General features: G+C 69.1%; 13 protein-coding genes and 1 pseudogene. 12 read left to right on the top strand and 2 right to left on the bottom strand.

Translation table 11 applies throughout. The features are described 5' to 3' along the window. Positions 1-109: 109 nt before the first annotated feature. From K883_RS14960 to K883_RS14985, 6 genes are all read left to right on the top strand, one after another. On the top strand, positions 110-3,808 hold the full coding sequence (locus K883_RS14960; protein WP_036454820.1) for a nitrate reductase subunit alpha: 3,699 nt from the start codon (positions 110-112) through the stop codon (positions 3,806-3,808). 25 nt (positions 3,809-3,833) lie between these two features. Next, positions 3,834-5,453, top strand: coding sequence for a nitrate reductase subunit beta (gene narH / locus K883_RS14965; RefSeq protein ID WP_036454824.1), 1,620 nt, complete (start codon positions 3,834-3,836; stop codon positions 5,451-5,453). After that, positions 5,450-6,118: a nitrate reductase molybdenum cofactor assembly chaperone gene (gene narJ / locus K883_RS14970; RefSeq protein ID WP_036454826.1), complete on the top strand. Its 669-nt coding sequence runs from the start codon at positions 5,450-5,452 to the stop codon at positions 6,116-6,118. Before narH ends, narJ begins: the two co-directional genes overlap by 4 nt. Then, positions 6,111-6,845, top strand: coding sequence for a respiratory nitrate reductase subunit gamma (narI, locus tag K883_RS14975; protein ID WP_008254506.1), 735 nt, complete (start codon positions 6,111-6,113; stop codon positions 6,843-6,845). Before narJ ends, narI begins: the two co-directional genes overlap by 8 nt. A 206-nt stretch (positions 6,846-7,051) precedes the next feature. Then, positions 7,052-8,941: a translational GTPase TypA gene (typA, locus tag K883_RS14980; RefSeq protein WP_036454829.1), complete on the top strand. Its 1,890-nt coding sequence runs from the start codon at positions 7,052-7,054 to the stop codon at positions 8,939-8,941. 45 nt (positions 8,942-8,986) lie between these two features. Next, positions 8,987-10,882, top strand: a complete 1,896-nt coding sequence (locus tag K883_RS14985; RefSeq protein WP_162130207.1) for an ABC transporter family substrate-binding protein — start codon at positions 8,987-8,989, stop codon at positions 10,880-10,882. 6 nt (positions 10,883-10,888) lie between these two features. On the opposite strand, the gene K883_RS14990 is transcribed toward K883_RS14985, so the two are convergent. Continuing rightward, positions 10,889-11,503, bottom strand: coding sequence for a TetR/AcrR family transcriptional regulator (locus tag K883_RS14990; protein WP_008254512.1), 615 nt, complete (start codon positions 11,501-11,503; stop codon positions 10,889-10,891). A 56-nt stretch (positions 11,504-11,559) separates the two neighbouring features. On the opposite strand from K883_RS14990, the gene mshB reads away from it, so the two are divergent. The 4 genes and pseudogenes from mshB to K883_RS15010 all read left to right on the top strand — a co-directional run bounded on the left by mshB (position 11,560) and on the right by K883_RS15010 (position 16,564). Then, positions 11,560-12,474 (top strand): N-acetyl-1-D-myo-inositol-2-amino-2-deoxy-alpha-D-glucopyranoside deacetylase, encoded by a 915-nt coding sequence (gene mshB, locus K883_RS14995; RefSeq protein ID WP_008254515.1) that lies wholly within the window; start codon positions 11,560-11,562, stop codon positions 12,472-12,474. A gap of 92 nt (positions 12,475-12,566) precedes the next feature. Then, positions 12,567-13,028 carry a hypothetical protein gene (locus K883_RS15000; RefSeq protein ID WP_036454833.1) on the top strand — a complete coding sequence of 154 codons (462 nt, stop codon included), beginning with the start codon at positions 12,567-12,569 and terminating at the stop codon, positions 13,026-13,028. A 116-nt stretch (positions 13,029-13,144) separates the two neighbouring features. Then, positions 13,145-15,787 (top strand): bifunctional FO biosynthesis protein CofGH, encoded by a 2,643-nt coding sequence (locus K883_RS15005; RefSeq protein WP_081914370.1) that lies wholly within the window; start codon positions 13,145-13,147, stop codon positions 15,785-15,787. Positions 15,788-15,825: 38 nt separating this feature from the next. Then, positions 15,826-16,564 (top strand): annotated as a pseudogene (locus K883_RS15010) (maleylpyruvate isomerase N-terminal domain-containing protein). A gap of 24 nt (positions 16,565-16,588) precedes the next feature. Here K883_RS15010 and K883_RS15015 read toward each other — a convergent pair. Next, the gene (locus K883_RS15015; protein WP_008254522.1) at positions 16,589-16,921 is read right to left on the bottom strand and encodes a hemophore-related protein; all 333 of its coding nucleotides are present in this window, start codon (positions 16,919-16,921) and stop codon (positions 16,589-16,591) included. A 373-nt stretch (positions 16,922-17,294) separates the two neighbouring features. Between K883_RS15015 and fdxA the strand changes: the two genes are divergently transcribed. Then, positions 17,295-17,621: a ferredoxin gene (fdxA, locus tag K883_RS15020; RefSeq protein ID WP_007773662.1), complete on the top strand. Its 327-nt coding sequence runs from the start codon at positions 17,295-17,297 to the stop codon at positions 17,619-17,621. Positions 17,622-17,662: 41 nt separating this feature from the next. Next, positions 17,663-18,748, top strand: a complete 1,086-nt coding sequence (gene dapC / locus K883_RS15025; RefSeq protein ID WP_085978365.1) for a succinyldiaminopimelate transaminase — start codon at positions 17,663-17,665, stop codon at positions 18,746-18,748.

An 18,748-nucleotide genomic window follows, 5' to 3' on the forward strand; every position in this document is an offset into this window, starting at 1 on the left:
CTGGTGCGGACGGGCGGCTCACGGGGCTGATCGCCGAACACAACTCAACTGGGGCCACGCACAGGGCCGGGCTACGGGGCGCGACGCTACCGACGAGGAGGAGTACTTCTTGACTGCCACACCGCACATTGGTGGAGTGCTCGAAGAGCTCTTGGAGCGCAGCGGGCGGTTCTTCACGCCGGGCGAGATCTCGGCCGACCTGCGCACCGTGACGCGGCGGGGTGGCCGCGAGGCCGACGTGTTCTACCGCGACCGGTGGAGCCACGACAAGGTGGTTCGCTCCACGCACGGCGTGAACTGCACCGGGTCCTGCTCCTGGAAGATCTACGTCAAAGACGGGATCATCACCTGGGAAACCCAGCAGACCGACTATCCGTCGGTGGGTCCGGACCGCCCCGAGTACGAGCCGCGCGGTTGCCCCCGCGGTGCGTCGTTCTCCTGGTACAGCTACTCGCCCACCCGGGTGCGCTATCCCTACGCCCGCGGCGTGCTGGTCGAGATGTACCGGGAGGCCAAGGCGCGCCTGGGTGATCCCGTGCTGGCGTGGGCCGACATCCAGGCCGACCCCGAACGCCGCCGGCGCTATCAGCGGGCGCGCGGAAAGGGCGGACTGGTCCGCGTCACCTGGGCCGAGGCCACCGAGCTGATCGCCGCCGCCCACGTGCACACCATCAAGACCTACGGCCCGGATCGGGTCGCCGGATTTTCCCCGATCCCGGCGATGTCGATGGTGTCGTATGCCGCCGGCTCGCGATTCTTCGAGCTGATCGGCGCTCCCATGACGTCGTTCTACGACTGGTACGCCGACCTCCCGGTGGCCTCACCGCAGGTGTTCGGCGACCAGACCGACGTCCCCGAATCCGGAGATTGGTGGGACGCAGCGTATTTGATGATGTGGGGCTCCAACGTGCCGATCACCCGGACCCCCGACGCGCACTGGATGGCCGAGGCCCGTTACCGCGGCACCAAGGTCGTCACCGTCAGCCCCGACTACGCCGACAACACCAAGTTCGCCGACGAGTGGATGCCGTGCGCGGCCGGCACCGACGGGGCGCTGGCCATGGCGATGGGGCACGTCATTCTCTCGGAATGCTATGTGCGAAAGCAGGTTCCATTCTTCGTCGACTATTCGCGTCGCTACACCGATCTGCCCTTCCTGATCAAGCTGGAAGAACGCGGCGACATGCTGGTGCCGGGCAAGAACCTGACGGCGGCGGACCTGGGCGAGGCGGTCGAGAACGCGGCGCTCAAGCCCGCGGTGCTGGACGAAACGACCAATTCCGTTGTGGTGCCACACGGTTCGCTGGGATTTCGGTACGGCGAATCCGGTGTCGGCAAGTGGAACCTGGACCTCGGTGACCTGGTGCCGGCGCTCAGCGTGCGCGACGCGCACGGCTCCAACGGGGAGGGCAGCACCGCGCTGGTGCACATGCCCAGCTTCGACACCGTCGACGGCGAGGGCACCACCGTGGCGCGCGGCGTCCCGGTGCGCCGCATCGGCAAGCACATGGTGTGCACCGTCTTCGACCTGATGCTCGCGCAGTATGGCGTCGCCCGCGCGGGATTGCCCGGCGAATGGCCCACCGGCTACGACGACGCGACGCAGCAGAACACCCCGGCATGGCAGGAAGCGATCACCGGTGTGTCGGCCGCCCAAGCCATCCGCGTCGCGCGGGAATTCGCCCACAGCGCCGAGGAATCCGGCGGCCGCTCCATGATCATCATGGGCGGGGGCATCTGCCACTGGTTCCACGCCGACGCCATCTACCGCGCGGTGCTGGCGCTGCTGATGCTGACCGGGTCGATGGGCCGCAACGGGGGCGGCTGGGCCCATTACGTGGGCCAGGAAAAAGTGCGCCCGCTCACCGGATTCCACACGATGGCGATGGCCACCGACTGGGTGCGCCCGCCGCGCCAGGTGCCCGGCGCCTCGTACTGGTACGCGCACACCGACCAATGGCGCTATGACGGTTACGGCGCGGACAAGCTGTCCAGCCCGGTGGGCCGGGGGCGCTTCGCGGGCAAGCACACCATGGACCTGCTGGCGTCGTCGGTGGCCATGGGATGGAGCCCGTACTACCCGCAGTTCGACCGGTCGAGTTTGGACGTCGCCGACGAGGCGCGCGCCGCGGGTCGCGACGTCGCCGACTACGTGGCCGAGCAGCTCGGCCAGCGCGAACTCAAACTCGCGGTGACCGATCCCGACAACCCGGTCAACTGGCCCCGGGTGCTCACCGTGTGGCGCGCGAACCTGATCGGGTCGTCGGGCAAGGGGGGCGAATACTTCCTGCGCCACCTGCTGGGAACCGACTCCAACGCATCGGCGCTGCCGCCCGAGGACGGGGTGCGGCCCGTCGACGTGACGTGCGAGGGGGACATCCCCGAGGGCAAGCTCGACCTGATGATGTCGATCGACTTCCGGATGACGTCGACGACCCTGGTTTCGGACGTCGTGCTGCCGGCGGCGACCTGGTACGAAAAGTCCGACATCTCCAGCACCGACATGCACCCCTACGTGCACGCGTTCAGCGCCGCCACCGACCCGCCCTGGGAAACTCGTTCGGACTTCGACGCTTTCGGCGCCATCGCCCGCGCCTTCAGCGCCATGGCCAAGGAGCATCTGGGCACCCGCACCGACGTGGTGCTCAGCGCGCTGCAGCACGACACGCCCGACGCGATGGCCTATCCCGATGGCACCGAATCCGATTGGCTGCGCACCGGTGCGACGCCGGTGCCGGGCCGCACCATGGGCAAGCTCACCGTGGTGGAACGTGACTACGGCGCCATCTACGACAAGTGGCTGACGCTGGGGCCGCTGGTCGACAAGTTCGGGCTGACCACCAAGGGCATCACCGTGCACCCGTTCCGGGAGGTCGAGGAGCTCGCCGCCAAGTTCGGCGTGCTCAAATCCGGTGTGGCAGCGGGCCGCCCGGCCGTGACCACCGCCGCCCGGATGGCCGACGTACTGCTGCTGCTGTCGGGGACGACCAACGGGCGCCTGGCGGTCGAGGGTTTCCACGAGCTGGAAAAGCGCACGGGACAGCGGCTGGTGCACCTGGCCGAGGGCAGCGAGGACAAGCGCATCAGTTACGCCGACACCCAGGCGCGGCCCGTGCCCGTGGTCACCAGCCCGGAATGGTCGGGCAGCGAAACGGGCGGTCGCCGCTACGCACCATTCACCATCAACATCGAAAACCTCAAGCCGTTCCACACCCTGACCGGGCGGATGCATTTCTATCTCGCCCACGACTGGGTCGAGGAACTCGGCGAGCACCTGCCGGTCTTCCGCCCGCCGCTGGACATGGCGCGCTTGTTCGGCGCACCGACACTCGGGCCGACCGAGGACGGAATCGGGCTCACGGTGCGATACCTGACGCCGCACTCGAAGTGGTCCTTCCACTCCACCTACCAGGACAACCTCTACATGCTCTCGTTGTCCCGCGGCGGCCCGACGATGTGGATGAGCCCCGGCGACGCAGCGAAAATCCAAGTGCGCGACAACGATTGGGTCGAGGCGGTGAACGTCAACGGCATCTACGTGTGCCGGGCGATCGTCTCGCACCGGATGCCCGACGGGGTGGTGTACGTCTACCACGTCCAGGAGCGCACCGTCGACACCCCGCGCACCGAAACCAACAACAAGCGGGGCGGCAACCACAACGCGCTCACCCGGGTGCGGATCAAGCCCAGCCACCTGGCCGGCGGCTACGGCCAGCACGCCTTCGCGTTCAACTACCTGGGACCGACCGGTAACCAGCGCGACGAGGTGACCGTCGTGCGGCGCCGCAGCCAGGAGGTGGCGTATTGATAGCCCGAGCGAAGCGAGACATCTGATGAAGGTCATGGCGCAGTTGGCGATGGTGATGAACCTCGACAAGTGCATTGGTTGCCACACCTGCTCGGTGACCTGCAAGCAGGCGTGGACCAACCGGTCCGGCACCGAATACGTGTGGTTCAACAACGTCGAAACCCGTCCCGGCCAAGGCTATCCGCGCACCTACGAGGACCAGGAGCGCTGGCGGGGCGGCTGGATTCGCGACAAGAAGGGCCGGCTGCGGCTGCGCGACGGCGGCCGCATCCAGAAGCTGCTGCGCATCTTCGCCAACCCGAAGCTGCCCGTCCTCGGCGACTACTACGAACCGTGGACCTACGACTACGAGAACCTGACCACGGCACCCGCGGGTGACACGTTCCCGACCGCCGCGCCCCGAAGCGCGATCAGCGGTGAGCCGATGAAGGTTTCGTGGGGGCCGAACTGGGATGACAACCTGGCCGGCTCGTCGGAGATCCTGGCCGGGGACCCGATCCTGAAGAAGGTCAACGAGGAGATCAAGCTCAAGCTCGAAGAGACCTTCATGTTCTACCTGCCCCGGATCTGTGAGCACTGCCTCAACCCCTCCTGCGTGGCGTCGTGCCCGTCGGGCGCGATGTACAAGCGCAGCGAGGACGGCATCGTGCTGGTGGACCAGGACCGCTGCCGCGGCTGGCGGATGTGCGTGTCCGGATGTCCTTACAAGAAGGTCTATTTCAACCACAAGACGGGCAAAGCCGAGAAGTGCACGCTGTGCTATCCGCGCATGGAGGTCGGGCTGCCGACCATCTGCTCGGAGACCTGCGTGGGCCGGCTGCGCTACCTCGGCGTGGTGCTCTACGACGCCGACCGGGTGCTGGAAGCGGCGTCGGTGGAAAAAGACACCGATCTGTATCGGGCGCAGTGCGAGATCCTACTGGACCCTAACGATCCGAACGTCATCGCCGGTGCCCGGGCCGAGGGCATCCCCGACGAGTGGATCGAGGCCGCGCAGCGTTCCCCGATCTACGCGCTGATCCACACCTACCAGGTGGCGTTGCCGCTGCACCCGGAATACCGCACCATGCCGATGGTTTGGTACATCCCGCCGCTGTCGCCGGTGGTCGACGCGGTCAGCCGCGACGGGCACGACGGGGAGGACATCGGCAACCTGTTCGGCGCGCTGGACGCGCTGCGCATCCCGATGCAATATCTCGCCGAACTGTTCACCGCCGGCGATACCGCCGTGGTGGAAGGGGTGCTGCGGCGGCTGGCGGCGATGCGCTCCTACATGCGCGACATCAACCTCGGCCGCGACACCCAGCCACACATCCCGCATTCGGTCGGCATGACCGAAGAGCAGATCTACGAGATGTACCGGCTGCTCGCCATCGCGAAATACGAAGAGCGCTACGTGATTCCGACGGCGTTCGCCCCGCAGGCCCGCGAGCTCGAGGAGATGGGCTGTTCGTTGACGGGCGAGGGCGGCCCGGGCATGTACGAATCCGAACCGATACCGGTTTCGGTGGAAACCTTCCACGCGCTCCAGCGCGGCGGCTCCGCGGAAGCAGAACCCGCTCACGCCCGGCCGCGGGTGAACCTGCTCAATTGGGACGGCGGCCAGGTGCCCGCGGGAATGTTCCCCGAGGAGCAGAAGCGGTGAGGCTGCTGTCCGCGCTCCGGGACCGTTCCACCGGCCGGGCGATGCAGGACCGCCTGGTGTGGCAGGCGGCGTCGCTGCTGCTGGCCTACCCGGACGACGGGTTCACCGAACGCCTGGACGCCGTCGACGAAATCCTCGGCCACATCAGCGGTCCCGCGGCGACGCTCCTCGGGCAGACGGTCGCGGCGCTGCGTGCCCGTGAGCCGATGGCCGCGGCGATGGACTACGTCGCGACGTTCGATATGCGCCGGCGCGCCACCATGTATCTGACGTACTGGACCGCGGGGGACACCCGCAACCGCGGACGGGAGATGCTGGCGTTCGCCACCGCCTACCGCGAGGCGGGTGCGCAGCCACCGAGCGGCGAGGCCCCCGATCATCTGGCCGTGGTGCTCGAATTCGCCGCCACCGTCGACCCGGAGGCCGGACGGCGGCTGCTGACCCAGCACCGTGTGCCGATCGACGTGCTGCGCGGCGCCCTGGCCGAGGCCGAGTCACCGTACGAGCCGGTCGTGGCCGCGATCTGCGAGACCCTGCCGGCGGCCACCGATCAGGAGGTGCGCCGCGCCGAGCGACTGGCGCAGGCCGGGCCGCCCGCCGAAGCCGTTGGGCTGCAACCGTTTACCTTGACCGTGCCACCCCGCAAAGGAACGCCAGGTGTTTAGCAACGTCCTGTTCTGGGATATCGCCCCATACGTCACGCTGTCGGTCCTGATCGTCGGGACCTGGTGGCGCTACCGCTACGACAAGTTCGGCTGGACCTCACGGTCCTCGCAGATCTACGAGTCGCGACTGCTAAGCATCGCCAGCCCCATCTTCCATTTCGGCATCCTGGCGGTCTTCGCCGGACACGTGGTGGGGCTGTTCATCCCGCCGAAGGTCACGCAGCTGATGAAGATGAGCGACCACGTCTACCACATGCAGGCGGTCATCGCCGGCTCGATCGCCGGCGTCGCCACGCTCGTCGGGATCGGGCTGCTCGTCTACCGGCGGTTCACCCGTCCCGCCGTGTCCATGGCCACCACCCGCAGCGACAAGGTGATGTATCTGGTGCTGGTGCTGGCGATCGTGGTGGGCCTGTACTGCGACCTGATCGGCACCGGCCCACACGGCGGCGAATTCCACTACCGCTACACCGTCGGTTTGTGGTTCCGCCGGATCTGGATACTGCAGCCGCACGGCGAGGTGATGATCAACGCGCCGCTGGACTACCAGCTGCACGCGTTGATCGGCATGGTGCTGTTCACGCTGTGGCCGTTCACCCGGCTGGTGCACGTGTTCAGCGCCCCGGTCGTCTACCTGTTCCGGCCCTACATCGTCTATCGCAGCCGCGAGGCGACGGGCAAGGGCCAACAACTGGTGGGCACGGCGCCGCGCCGCCGGGGCTGGTAGCCGACGGCCAAGGCGCGAAGGCCCCGCTTCGCCGTTCGGTGTGCAACGTGGGCGTTGATTGTGAAGCCGCGCCGGCGACACGCCGATCCGCCGCGCCCCAGGCGCACACTCAACGCCGCTGATGCACACTCAAACGCCGCCCCCGGCGACCTGCCAGTTCGCTATCCAGTTCGCTTTGAAAGGCCCCCGCTGCCACAATCTCCGACGTGTCATTTCGCAACGTCGCCATCGTCGCCCACGTCGACCACGGCAAGACCACCCTGGTTGACGCGATGCTGAGGCAGTCCGGCGCGCTGCACCACCGCGGTGACGACACCCAGGAACGCATCATGGACAGCGGTGACCTCGAGAAGGAAAAGGGCATCACCATCCTGGCCAAGAACACCGCGGTGCACCGTCATCACCCGGACGGCAGCGTCACGGTGATCAACGTGATCGACACCCCCGGCCACGCCGACTTCGGCGGGGAGGTCGAGCGCGGGCTGTCCATGGTGGACGGGGTGTTGCTGCTCGTCGACGCGTCCGAGGGCCCGTTGCCGCAGACGCGATTCGTGCTGCGCAAGGCGTTGGCCGCCCACCTGCCGGTGATCCTGGTCGTCAACAAGACCGACCGGCCCGACGCGCGCATCGCCGAGGTCGTCGAGGCCAGCCACGACCTGCTGCTCGACGTCGCGTCGGACCTGGACGACGAGGCCGCCGCGGCGGCCGAGCACGCGCTGGGCCTGCCGACGCTGTACGCGTCGGGGCGCGCGGGCATCGCCAGCACCGAGCAACCCGCCGACGGCGAGGTGCCCCCCGGCGAGAACCTCGACCCGCTCTTCGACGTGCTGATGGAACACATCCCGGCGCCGTCGGGCGACCCCGAGGCCCCGCTGCAGGCGCTGGTCACCAACCTCGACGCGTCGGCGTTCCTCGGCCGGCTCGCCCTGATCCGCATCTACAACGGCAAGCTGCGCAAGGGCCAGCAGGTCGCCTGGATGCGCGAGGTCGACGGGCTGCCCGTCATCACCAGCGCCAAGATCACCGAGCTGCTGGCGACCGAAGGCGTCGAGCGCAGCGCCACCGACGAGGCCGTCGCCGGCGACATCGTTGCGGTGGCAGGGATTCCCGAGATCATGATCGGCGACACCCTGGCCGATCCCGACCACGCCCATGCGCTGCCGCGCATCACCGTCGACGAGCCCGCGATCTCGGTGACGATCGGCACCAACACCTCGCCGCTGGCGGGCAAGGTCGCCGGGCACAAGCTGACCGCGCGCATGGTCCGCGGCCGGCTGGACGCCGAGCTGGTCGGCAACGTGTCGATCCGCGTCGTCGACATCGACCGGCCCGACGCCTGGGAGGTGCAGGGCCGCGGCGAACTCGCCCTGGCCGTGCTGGTCGAGCAGATGCGCCGGGAGGGCTTCGAACTCACGGTCGGCAAGCCGCAGGTGGTGACGCGCACGATCGACGGCAAGCTGCACGAGCCCTTCGAGGCGATGACGATCGACTGCCCCGACGAGTTCGTCGGCGCCATCACCCAGCTGATGGCCGCCCGCAAGGGCCGCATGGAGGAGATGACCAACCACGCGGCGGGCTGGGTCCGGATGGACTTCATCGTGCCCAGCCGCGGGCTGATCGGCTTCCGCACCGACTTCCTCACGCTGACCCGCGGCACCGGCATCGCCAACGCCGTGTTCGACGGGTACCGCCCCTGGGCGGGGGAGATCCGGGCCCGCCACACCGGGTCGCTGGTCTCCGACCGCGCGGGCACCATCACGCCGTTCGCGATGATCCAGCTCGCCGACCGGGGCCAGTTCTTCGTCGAGCCCGGCCAGGACACCTACGAGGGCATGGTCGTCGGAATCAATCCGCGCGCAGAGGATCTCGACATCAACGTCACCCGCGAGAAGAAGCTGACCAACATGCGGTCGTCCACCGCCGATGTCATCGAGACGTTGGCCAAGCCCCTCGAGCTCGACCTCGAGCAGGCCATGGAATTCTGCGCGCAAGACGAATGCGTCGAGGTGACCCCGGAGATCGTGCGGGTGCGCAAGGTCGAGCTGGACGCCACCGCCCGGGCGCGCAGCCGGTCGCGCGCCAAGGCCCGGAGCTGACCTTCGGTGGTCGGCCGGGCCGCCGCGCGGCTGCTCGCTACCCTGATCAGCGTGCCGAGACGCGTCCGCCGCTTGTTCATGGTGCTCGGCGGCCTCGTCTCGTTGGTCGGGCTGGTGGTTTCGGCGTGCACGGTCAACCCGCCGCCGGCGCCGCAGAGCACCGACACGCCGCACAACTCGGTGCCTCCGCCGCCCCGGGTCAGCGAGATCATCATGGGCATCGACTCGATCGGCGCGGGCTTCAATCCGCACCTGTTGTCCGACCTGTCCCCGGTGAACGCGGCGATCAGCGCGTTGGTGTTGCCCAGCGCCTTTCGGCCGGTTCCGGACACCGCCGCGCCGACGGGCTCGCGCTGGGAGATGGACCCGACGCTGTTGGTGTCCGCCGACGTGACCAGCCAGAACCCGTTCACGGTGACCTACAAGATCCGGCCGGAGGCGCAGTGGACCGACAACGCCCCCATCGCCGCCGACGACTTCTGGTACCTGTGGCGCCAGATGGTCAGCCAGCCCGGGGTCGTCGACCCGGCCGGGTATGACCTCATCACCGGCGTGCAGTCGCTGGAGGGCGGCAAGCAGGCGGTGGTGACCTTCGCCCAGCCGTATCCGGCGTGGAAGGAGTTGTTCAGCAACATCCTTCCGGCGCACATCGTCAAGGACGTGCCCGGCGGATTCGCGGCCGGGCTGGCCCGGGCCCTTCCGGTCACGGGCGGGCAGTTCCGGGTGGAGAGCATCGACCCGCAGCGCGACGAGATCCTGGTCGCCCGCAACGACCGCTACTGGGGGCCGCCGGCCAAACCCGCGCTCATCCTCTTCCGGCGCGCCGGGGCGCCCGCCGCCCTGGCCGACTCCGTGCGCAACGGCGACACCCAGGTGGCGCAGGTCCACGGCGGTTCGGCGGCCTTCGCGCAGTTGTCCGCCATTCCCGACGTCCGCACCGCCCGGATCGTGACGCCGCGGGTCATGCAGCTCACGCTGCGGGCCAACGAACCCAAACTGTCTGATACCCAAGTCCGTAAGGCGATCCTGGGGTTGCTCGACGTCGACCTGCTGGCCGCCGTCGGCGCGGGCAGCGACAACACGGTCACGCTGGATCAGGCCCAGATCCGCGCGCCGAGCGACCCCGGCTACGAGCCGACCGCGCCGCCGGCGATGACGACCGCGGCCGCGCTGACCCTGCTGCAGGGGGCCGGGTACCGGGTCGAACCCAACTCGTCCGCTTCCCCCGCGCCGACCCCGGCGAACACCGGGCCGCCCGAGGTCATCCGCGGCCGGATCAGCAAGGACGGCCAACAGCTGTCGCTGGCGATCGGGGTGGCGGCCAACGACCCGACCTCGGTGGCCGTCGCCAACACCGCCGCCGACCAGTTGCGCAACGTCGGCATCGCCGCGACCGTGCTGGCGCTGGACCCGGTCACCCTCTACCGCGACGCGCTGAACGACGGCCGCGTGGACGCGATCGTCGGCTGGCATCAGGCCGGCGGCAACCTGGCCACCCGGCTCGCCTCCCGCTACGGCTGTCCCGCGCTGCAATCGACCCAGGTCCCGTCCACCGGCGAGACGACGCCGGTCTCGTCCGCTCCCGCCGGGCCCCCACCGTCGACCGGGCCGGGCACCACGACCGCGACACCGACGTCGGCGCCCCCACCCAGCCGCCCCGCGGATCCCAACGCCCTGGTGCAGGCGCCGTCGAACCTCACCGGCATCTGCGATCGCAGCGTCCAGTCGAACATCGACGCCGCCCTCAACGGCACCAAGAGCATCAACGACGTCATCACCGCCGTCGAACCGCGGCTGTGGAACATGTCCACGGTGCTGCCGATCCTGCAGGACACCACGATCGTCGCGGCCGGACCGAGCGTGCAGAACGTCAGCCTGTCCGGAGCGGTTCCGGTCGGCATCGTCGGCGACGCCGGCCAGTGGATCAAGACCGGGCCGTAACCGCCCTCAGTCGGCGGGCGGGCGCGACGCCCGCGGCGGGATCACGGTGTCGACGATGAGGGCCAGCTCGCGCCGGTTCGGCGGCGACCCGTTCAGCAGGAAGTGCTGGTTGATCAGCGCCGAGCCGATCCGGGCGGTCAGCGGCGTGATGGCCGTCGGATCGAGGTCGCCGTCGTCCACGGCGGCCTGCAGGATCGATTCGACGATTTGCAGGCGCGGGCGCACCACGGCATCGGCGAAGATGGCCCGCATCTCGGGTTCGTGCAGGAGCTGATGGATGACGTCCAAACTGGGGAAGGCGGTCTTTCCGGCCAGCAGGTCACGCTGGGCGGTGAACATCGCCAGCAGGTTCTCCCGGGCCGAGCGGCCGGACCGCAGCTCGGGCACCGGTGGCAGCGCGAAAACCAAAGCGGCGTGCACCAGCTCGCACTTGGTGTCCCAGCGCCGGTAGAGCGCGGCCTTGCCGGTGTGGGCGCGCGCCGCGATCCCCTCCATGGTCAGGCTCCCGTACCCGACTTCGGTCAGTTCGGCCAGGGTGGCCTCGTAGAGGGCGCGTTCGAGGACCTCGCCTCGCCGGCGGCTCCGGCTGCCGGTCCGGTCTGCGTCCGTGAGCTGAGGCATTTCTTGATAGTAGCCGTGCGCGTTCCTATCTGCTGCTTGTCGGTAGGGTGCCGACCATGCCTGAGACGCCGCGGCTGCTGTTCGTCCACGCACATCCCGACGACGAAAGCCTCGGCACCGGCGCCACCATCGCCCACTACGCCGCCCGCGGCGCCGACGTCCGCGTGGTCACCTGCACGCTCGGCGAGGAGGGCGAGGTGATCGGCGATCGGTGGGCCGAACTCGCCGTCGATCGCGCCGACCAGCTCGGCGGCTACCGGATCGGCGAATTGACCGCCGCGTTGCGGGCGCTCGGGGTCGGTGGACCCCGCTATCTCGGCGGCGCGGGCCGGTGGCGCGATTCGGGCATGCGCGGCACCCCCACGCGGCACCGGCAACGATTCATCGACGCCGACGAGCGCGAGACCGTCGGCGCGCTGGTGGCCCTGATCCGCGAGCAGCGCCCCCACGTCGTCGTCACCTACGACCCGGCCGGCGGCTATGGCCATCCCGATCACGTGCACGCGCACACGGTGACGACGGCGGCCGTAGCGGCGGCCGGCTCGTCGGGCGGCGCTGCCACGTTTCCCGGCGAGCCGTGGGCCGTGCCGAAGTTCTACTGGTCGGTCTTTTCCACCCGGGCGTTCGAGGCCGGCCTGGCCGCGCTGACGCCCGAGGATCTGCGGCCGGAGTGGTCGCTCCCGTCCGAAGAGGAGTTCACGTTCGGATACGACGACGGCGACATCGACGCCGTCGTCGAGACCGATGAGGATGCGCTGGCCGCCAAGCGGGCGGCGCTCGCGGCGCACGCCACCCAAGTGGTGGTCGGGCCCACCGGTCGCGCCTGCGCCCTGTCCAACAACGTGGCCCTGCCGATCGTGGGGGAGGAGCACTACGTCCTGGCCGCCGGCGACGCGGGGGAGCGCGACGGGCGTGGCTGGGAGACGGATCTGCTCGCAGGGCTCGATCTGACCGCGACCCGTACGCGGTAGGCTGCCAAACAGGCAGCCACGGAAGGAATTCGCATGGACCCCGACCTGGACCCTAATCAGCAGCACTGGCAGGACCGGCTCGACAGCCTGCAGTGGGTTATCGGCTCGATACTCTCCAACATCGACAGCGTTCCGACCTGACCGACACCCAGCCTCGCGTCGCGTCCGTCGAGGACGGCGGCGCCACAGACCCCGCGATCCGTTTCGTTGTCCTGTCCCTCCTGGCGGTCGATGGGGTTCTGTCCGCACTAGCCGGGGCCCTGCTGCTGCCTTTCTATATCGGGACGGTTCCGTTTCCCCTCAGCGGATTGATTTCCGGGCTGGTCAACGCGGCCCTGGTGTGGGCCGCGGGGCGGTGGACCCGGTCACCCCGGTTGGCGGCGCTGCCGCTGTGGACGTGGTTGCTGACGGTGGCGGTGATCAGCATGGGCGGACCGGCCGACGACGTCATCCTGGGTGGTCGCGGCCTGATGGCCTACGGGGCCCTGCTGCTGTTGGTGCTCGGCGTCGTGCCGCCGGTCTGGGTGCTGTGGCGGCGCGGCCGCAGCGGTTGATCTCGGCCTGTGCCGAGTGGAATTTCGGCCGGGATGTCGCCCGCTTGCGCCTACGGGCGTGGGTCTACTGTTGACTGTTGCCCATACGGGACCCGCCATGGGTGTCACGAATTCACATGTTGGGACGCACGGATGAAATTCGATCGTGGGGAAGTTACACCAAGGTGCTGTTGACTCCGGGCGAGGAGCCTACCGCTTTGCCTGATCCACAGATTCCGGCGAAGGCCAGTGCGTCGAGGGCCGACGCGTCGGCGCTGCGACGGGTATTGCGGCGGGCCCGAGATGGCGTTGCACTGAACATCGACGAGGCGGCGCTCGCGATGACCGCGCGCGGTGCGGATCTGGCCGACCTGTGCGCGAGCGCGGCACGGGTACGCGACGCGGGCCTGGAGTCGGCCGGACGGCGCGGCCCCGGCGGCGGGCTGCCGATCACGTACTCCCGCAAGGTCTTTATCCCGGTCACCCATCTGTGCCGCGACACCTGTCATTACTGCACCTTCGTCACCGTGCCCGGCAAGCTGCGCGCCCAGGGCGCCGGCATGTACCTCGAACCCGACGAGATCCTCGACATCGCCCGCCGCGGCGGCGAACTCGGTTGCAAGGAAGCGCTATTCACGCTGGGGGATCGGCCGGAGGATCGGTGGCCGGAGGCGCGTGAGTGGCTCGGTCAACGGGGCTACGATTCGACGCTGTCCTACGTGCGGGCGATGGCGATCCGGGTGCTCGAGGAAACCGGGTTGTTGCCACACTTGAACCCCGGCGTGATGAGTTGGTCGGAAATGGCCCGCCTCAAGCCGGTGGCGCCGTCGATGGGCATGATGCTCGAGACGACCTCGCGGCGGCTGTTCGAGACGAAAGGGCTTGCGCACTACGGCAGCCCGGACAAAGATCCGGCGGTCCGGTTGCGCGCCTTGACCGATGCCGGCCGGCTGTCGATTCCGTTCACCACCGGCCTGCTGGTCGGCATCGGCGAGACACTCGCCGAACGCGCCGACACCTTGCACGCGATCCGCAAGTCGCACAAGGAGTTCGGCCATGTGCAAGAGGTGATCGTGCAGAACTTCCGGGCCAAGGAACACACCGCCATGGCCGCGGTCCCCGACGCCGGCATCGACGATTACCTGGCGACGGTGGCGGTGGCGCGGCTGGTGCTCGGCCCGGGGATGCGTATCCAGGCGCCGCCGAACCTGGTCTCCCGCGAGGAGTGCCTGGCGCTGGTCGGCGCCGGAGTCGACGACTGGGGCGGGGTCTCGCCGCTCACGCCCGACCACGTCAACCCGGAGCGGCCGTGGCCGGCCCTGGACGAATTGGCCGCCGTCACCGCCGAAGCCGGTTACGAGCTGGTCCAGCGGCTCACCGCGCAACCCAAATACGTGCAGGGCGGCGCGGCCTGGATCGACCCGCGGGTGTCCGGACACGTGGCGGCGCTGGCCGACCCGGCGACCGGCCTGGCCCGTGACGTCAACCCGGTCGGGTTGCCGTGGCAGGAGCCCGACGACGTCGGTTCGGTGGGCCGGGTCGACCTCAACGCGGCGATCGACAGCGAGGGCCGCAACACCGAAACCCGCAGCGATATCGACAGCGCGTTCGGCGACTGGGAATCGATCCGGGCGCACGTCCACGAGCTGGCCGCGCAGGGCGCCACAGCGCCAGAACGCCTGGACACCGACGTGCTTGCCGCGCTGCGCTCCGCGGAACGCGACCCCGCCGGGTGCAGCGACAACGAATACCTGTCACTGGCCACCGCCGACGGTCCCGCGCTGGAAGCGGTTGCCGCACTGGCGGATTCGTTACGCCGCGACACCGTCGGTGACGACGTGACGTTCGTGGTCAACCGCAACATCAACTTCACCAACATCTGCTACACCGGCTGCCGGTTCTGCGCGTTCGCGCAGCGCAAGGGCGACGCCGACGCGTATTCGCTGTCCACCGACGAGGTCGCCGACCGCGCCTGGGAGGCGCACGTCGAGGGCGCCACCGAGGTGTGCATGCAGGGCGGCATCGACCCCGAGCTGCCGGTCACCGGCTACGCCGACCTGGTCCGGGCCGTCAAGGCGCGGGTGCCGTCGATGCACGTGCACGCGTTCTCTCCGATGGAGATCGCCAACGGTGTGACCAAGAGCGGGTTGAGCGTTCGCGACTGGCTGACCAGCCTGCGCGAGGCGGGCCTGGACACCATCCCGGGCACCGCCGCCGAAATCCTGGACGACGAGGTGCGCTGGGTGCTGACCAAGGGCAAGTTGCCGACGTCGATGTGGATCGAGATCGTCACCACCGCGCACGAGGTCGGGCTGCGGTCGTCATCGACGATGATGTACGGCCACGTCGACAGCCCGCGCCACTGGGTGGGCCATCTCAACGTGCTGCGCGACATCCAGGACCGCACCGGCGGTTTCACCGAGTTCGTGCCGCTACCGTTCGTGCACCAGAGTTCGCCGCTGTATCTGGCCGGCGCGGCCCGGCCCGGACCCACCCATCGCGACAACCGAGCCGTACACGCGCTGGCGCGAATCATGTTGCACGGCCGCATCTCCCAGATCCAGACCAGCTGGGTCAAGCTCGGTGTCGAGCGCACGCAGGTGATGCTCAACGGCGGCGCCAACGACCTGGGCGGCACGCTGATGGAGGAAACCATCTCGCGCATGGCCGGTTCGGAACACGGGTCGGCCAAGACGGTCGCCGAGCTGACCGCGATCGCCGAGGGCATCGGGCGACCGGCGCGCCAGCGCACCACCGACTACACACCGTTGGCCGCCTGACCGCTTGCCGGGCGGGCGCGACGGGTATACCCGACACCGTGACGCGACGAGTTGACGACGACCGGTTCCCGGAGTGGCGGCCATTCGCGGATGCCGTGCAACGGCACGGCCCGGACGCCGGAACCTGGTGTGAGGCCTGGACGGTGCGCGACATCGTCGTCCATCAGGCCGGAAACGCCGAGGAACTCGCCCGGGTGCTCGGCGGCCACCTCGCCGGCCAGCCGGTGGCCACCCGCGGGTTCGAGGAGCGCGAGGGCCCGTTGCGCGCCTTGAACGACGCGGACCTGTGGGACGCGCTGCTGGACCGGATGGCCGCCCTCGGTGACGTCGCGGAGGCGGCCGAAGGGGTGCCCGCCGACACCGACGGTGCCGTGGTTCGCCGAGCACATGCGCGAAGAGCTCGTCCTGCACAGCTGGGACATCACCGGCGACGAGCCCGCGGCCCAGGCGAGGCTGGCCGAACCGTGGATGACGACGCACAGCGTGCTCGCCGTTGGCAAGCCGCTGCTGGCCAAAGGCGCCAGACAGCTGGAGGTCGGCGAGCGGATCGACGCCCGGCTGCGGGCCGAGGGCACCGACGACATCGTTCTGACGGCCGGCGCGGATCAGGTCACCATCGGGTTCGCCGAGCCGGACGGCCCGGCGACCCTGGATACCGATGCGGCCGCGCGGGTGCTGCTGCTGTGGGGGCGCAGGCCCGCCGACCCGTCACGCATTCGCAGCCGCGTCGGACCGGAAACATTGGGACGCGTGCGCCGCCTGCTCGGCGGCTACTGAACCGCTTCGTGCGAAGCGATCGGCTCAGTAGTTGTTACAGGTGACCGCGACCTGGTTGATCGTGTTGTAGTACTTCTGCGCCGCCGGCATGGCCTGGATCTGCTGGGCCATCTGCTCGCGCTTGGGCGGCGGCGCTGCCAGGAAGTTGCGGATGTAGGACTGCGCCACGGGCGACGAGTTCAACTGCTGGGCAGCTGCCGGGTCGGTCGCGTTGAGCGCCGCAATCACCTGTCCGTAGTTACAGGTGGTGTTGATGATCGCGTCCGTGGGGTCGGCGGAAGCGATCCCGGCCGCGGCGGTCAACGCCACTGCCGCGCTGCCAACCGCAACGCCCAATTTGCTCAACGACACCCTCATGTGTGGACACCTTCCCCAGTTAATGCACCGCTCTTACGGCGAGAAAATCTGCCCAGCGGTTGCCGTCCTTCCGATGAGATTACCAGGCCCCGCGAGCGTGCTTGCAACGCAACAGATACCGAAGCCTACCCCGGGGCCGAGACTCTGCGCAGGTCAGCGCGTTGGTCGTAGTGTTCGCCCTTGGCGAAACGGGGGCCGCGTGCGGGCCCCGAGACTGTCAGTCTTAAATCGGTATTCCGACAGGCGCGCCAAATGGTTGACCTGTATCTGCAACGTCTAGTATCAGTAACCGAAAGCTTCACCGGAAGAGGACGGACGCGCCGGTGCGAGCTGAACAGCAGCCCACATTGAGTAGTACATGGAGGAGACGTCTGTGACGTACACGATCGCCGAACCCTGTGTCGACATCAAGGACAAGGCCTGTATCGAGGAGTGCCCGGTCGACTGCATCTACGAAGGCGCCCGGATGCTCTACATCCACCCCGACGAATGCGTCGACTGCGGCGCGTGCGAGCCGGTCTGCCCCGTCGAAGCGATCTACTACGAAGACGACGTGCCGGACCAGTGGAGCCAGTACACGCAGATCAACGCCGACTTCTTCGCCGAGCTGGGATCGCCCGGCGGCGCCGCCAAGGTCGGCATGACCGAGAACGACCCGCAGGTGGTCAAGGACCTGCCACCGCAGGGCGAAGGCGACTGAGCGACCCGGTGCCACACCAGCTCAAAAAGCGGCGGCCCGCCGTGTCGGCGTCCCTGCCGGAATTCCCCTGGGACACGCTGGCCGACGCGAAAGCGCAGGCCAGCGCCCACCCCGACGGGATCGTCGACCTCTCCGTCGGCACCCCGGTCGACCCGGTCGCCCCGGTGATCTCCGACGCGCTGGCCGGGGCCGGCGCGGCGTCGGGGTATCCGGCCACCGCGGGCACCGCCCGGCTGCGCGAAGCGGCGGTCGCAGCCCTGGCCCGGCGGTTCGGTGTGACCGGGCTGGCCGAGGCCGACGTGCTGCCGGTGATCGGCAGCAAGGAGCTCATCGCCTGGCTGCCGACCTTGTTGGGCCTGGGCTCCGCGGACATGATCGTGGTGCCCGAGCTGGCATACCCGACCTATGACGTCGGAGCGCGGCTGGCCGGGGCGCGGGTGCTGCGCGCGGATTCGCTCACCCAGCTGGGCCCGCAATCGCCGGCGCTGTACTACCTGAACTCGCCGAGCAACCCGACCGGGCGGGTCCTGGGCGTCGACCACCTGCGCAAAGTCGTCGGATGGGCCCGCGACCGGGGTTGCCTGGTGGCCTCCGACGAGTGCTACCTCGGCTTGGGCTGGGACGCCCAACCGCTGTCGATCCTGCATCCGTCGGTCTGCGACGGCGACCACACCGGGCTGCTGGCGATCCATTCCCTGTCGAAGAGCTCGTCGCTGGCCGGGTACCGCGCCGGCTTCGTCGCCGGTGATTCCGACCTCGTCGCCGAGCTGCTCGCCGTGCGCAAGCACGCCGGGATGATGGTGCCGAGGCCGGTGCAGGCCGCCATGGTGGCCGCCCTGCAGGACGACGCGCACGAGCTGCAACAGCGGCAGCGCTACGAGCGGCGCCGGGCCGCCCTGTTGCCGGCCCTGCGCGCGGCCGGCTTCGCGGTCGACTATTCCGAAGCCGGCCTCTATCTCTGGGTCACCCGCGGCGAGTCCTGTCACGACAGCGTCGCCTGGCTGGCGCAGCGCGGCATCCTGGTGGCCCCCGGCGAGTTCTACGGCCCGCGCGGCGCACAGCATGTGCGCGTTGCCCTGACGGCCAGCGACGAGCGGATCGCTGCCGCGGTGCGCCGGCTCGCCTGA

The sequence above is a fragment of the Mycobacterium sp. TKK-01-0059 genome, from assembly GCF_000709305.1.
Lineage (GTDB): Bacteria > Actinomycetota > Actinomycetes > Mycobacteriales > Mycobacteriaceae > Mycobacterium > Mycobacterium intracellulare.

What these genes read in the sequence shown, in the direction of transcription:
- narH (WP_036454824.1), top strand. Translation starts at nt 3,834, where the DNA reads ATGAAGGTCATGGCGCAGTTGGCGATGGTGATGAACCTCGACAAGTGC.
- mshB (WP_008254515.1), top strand. Translation starts at nt 11,560, where the DNA reads ATGCCTGAGACGCCGCGGCTGCTGTTCGTCCACGCACATCCCGACGAC.
- K883_RS15005 (WP_081914370.1), top strand. Translation starts at nt 13,145, where the DNA reads ATGTTGGGACGCACGGATGAAATTCGATCGTGGGGAAGTTACACCAAG.
- K883_RS15015 (WP_008254522.1), bottom strand. Translation starts at nt 16,921, where the DNA reads ATGAGGGTGTCGTTGAGCAAATTGGGCGTTGCGGTTGGCAGCGCGGCA.
- K883_RS14990 (WP_008254512.1), bottom strand. Translation starts at nt 11,503, where the DNA reads ATGCCTCAGCTCACGGACGCAGACCGGACCGGCAGCCGGAGCCGCCGG.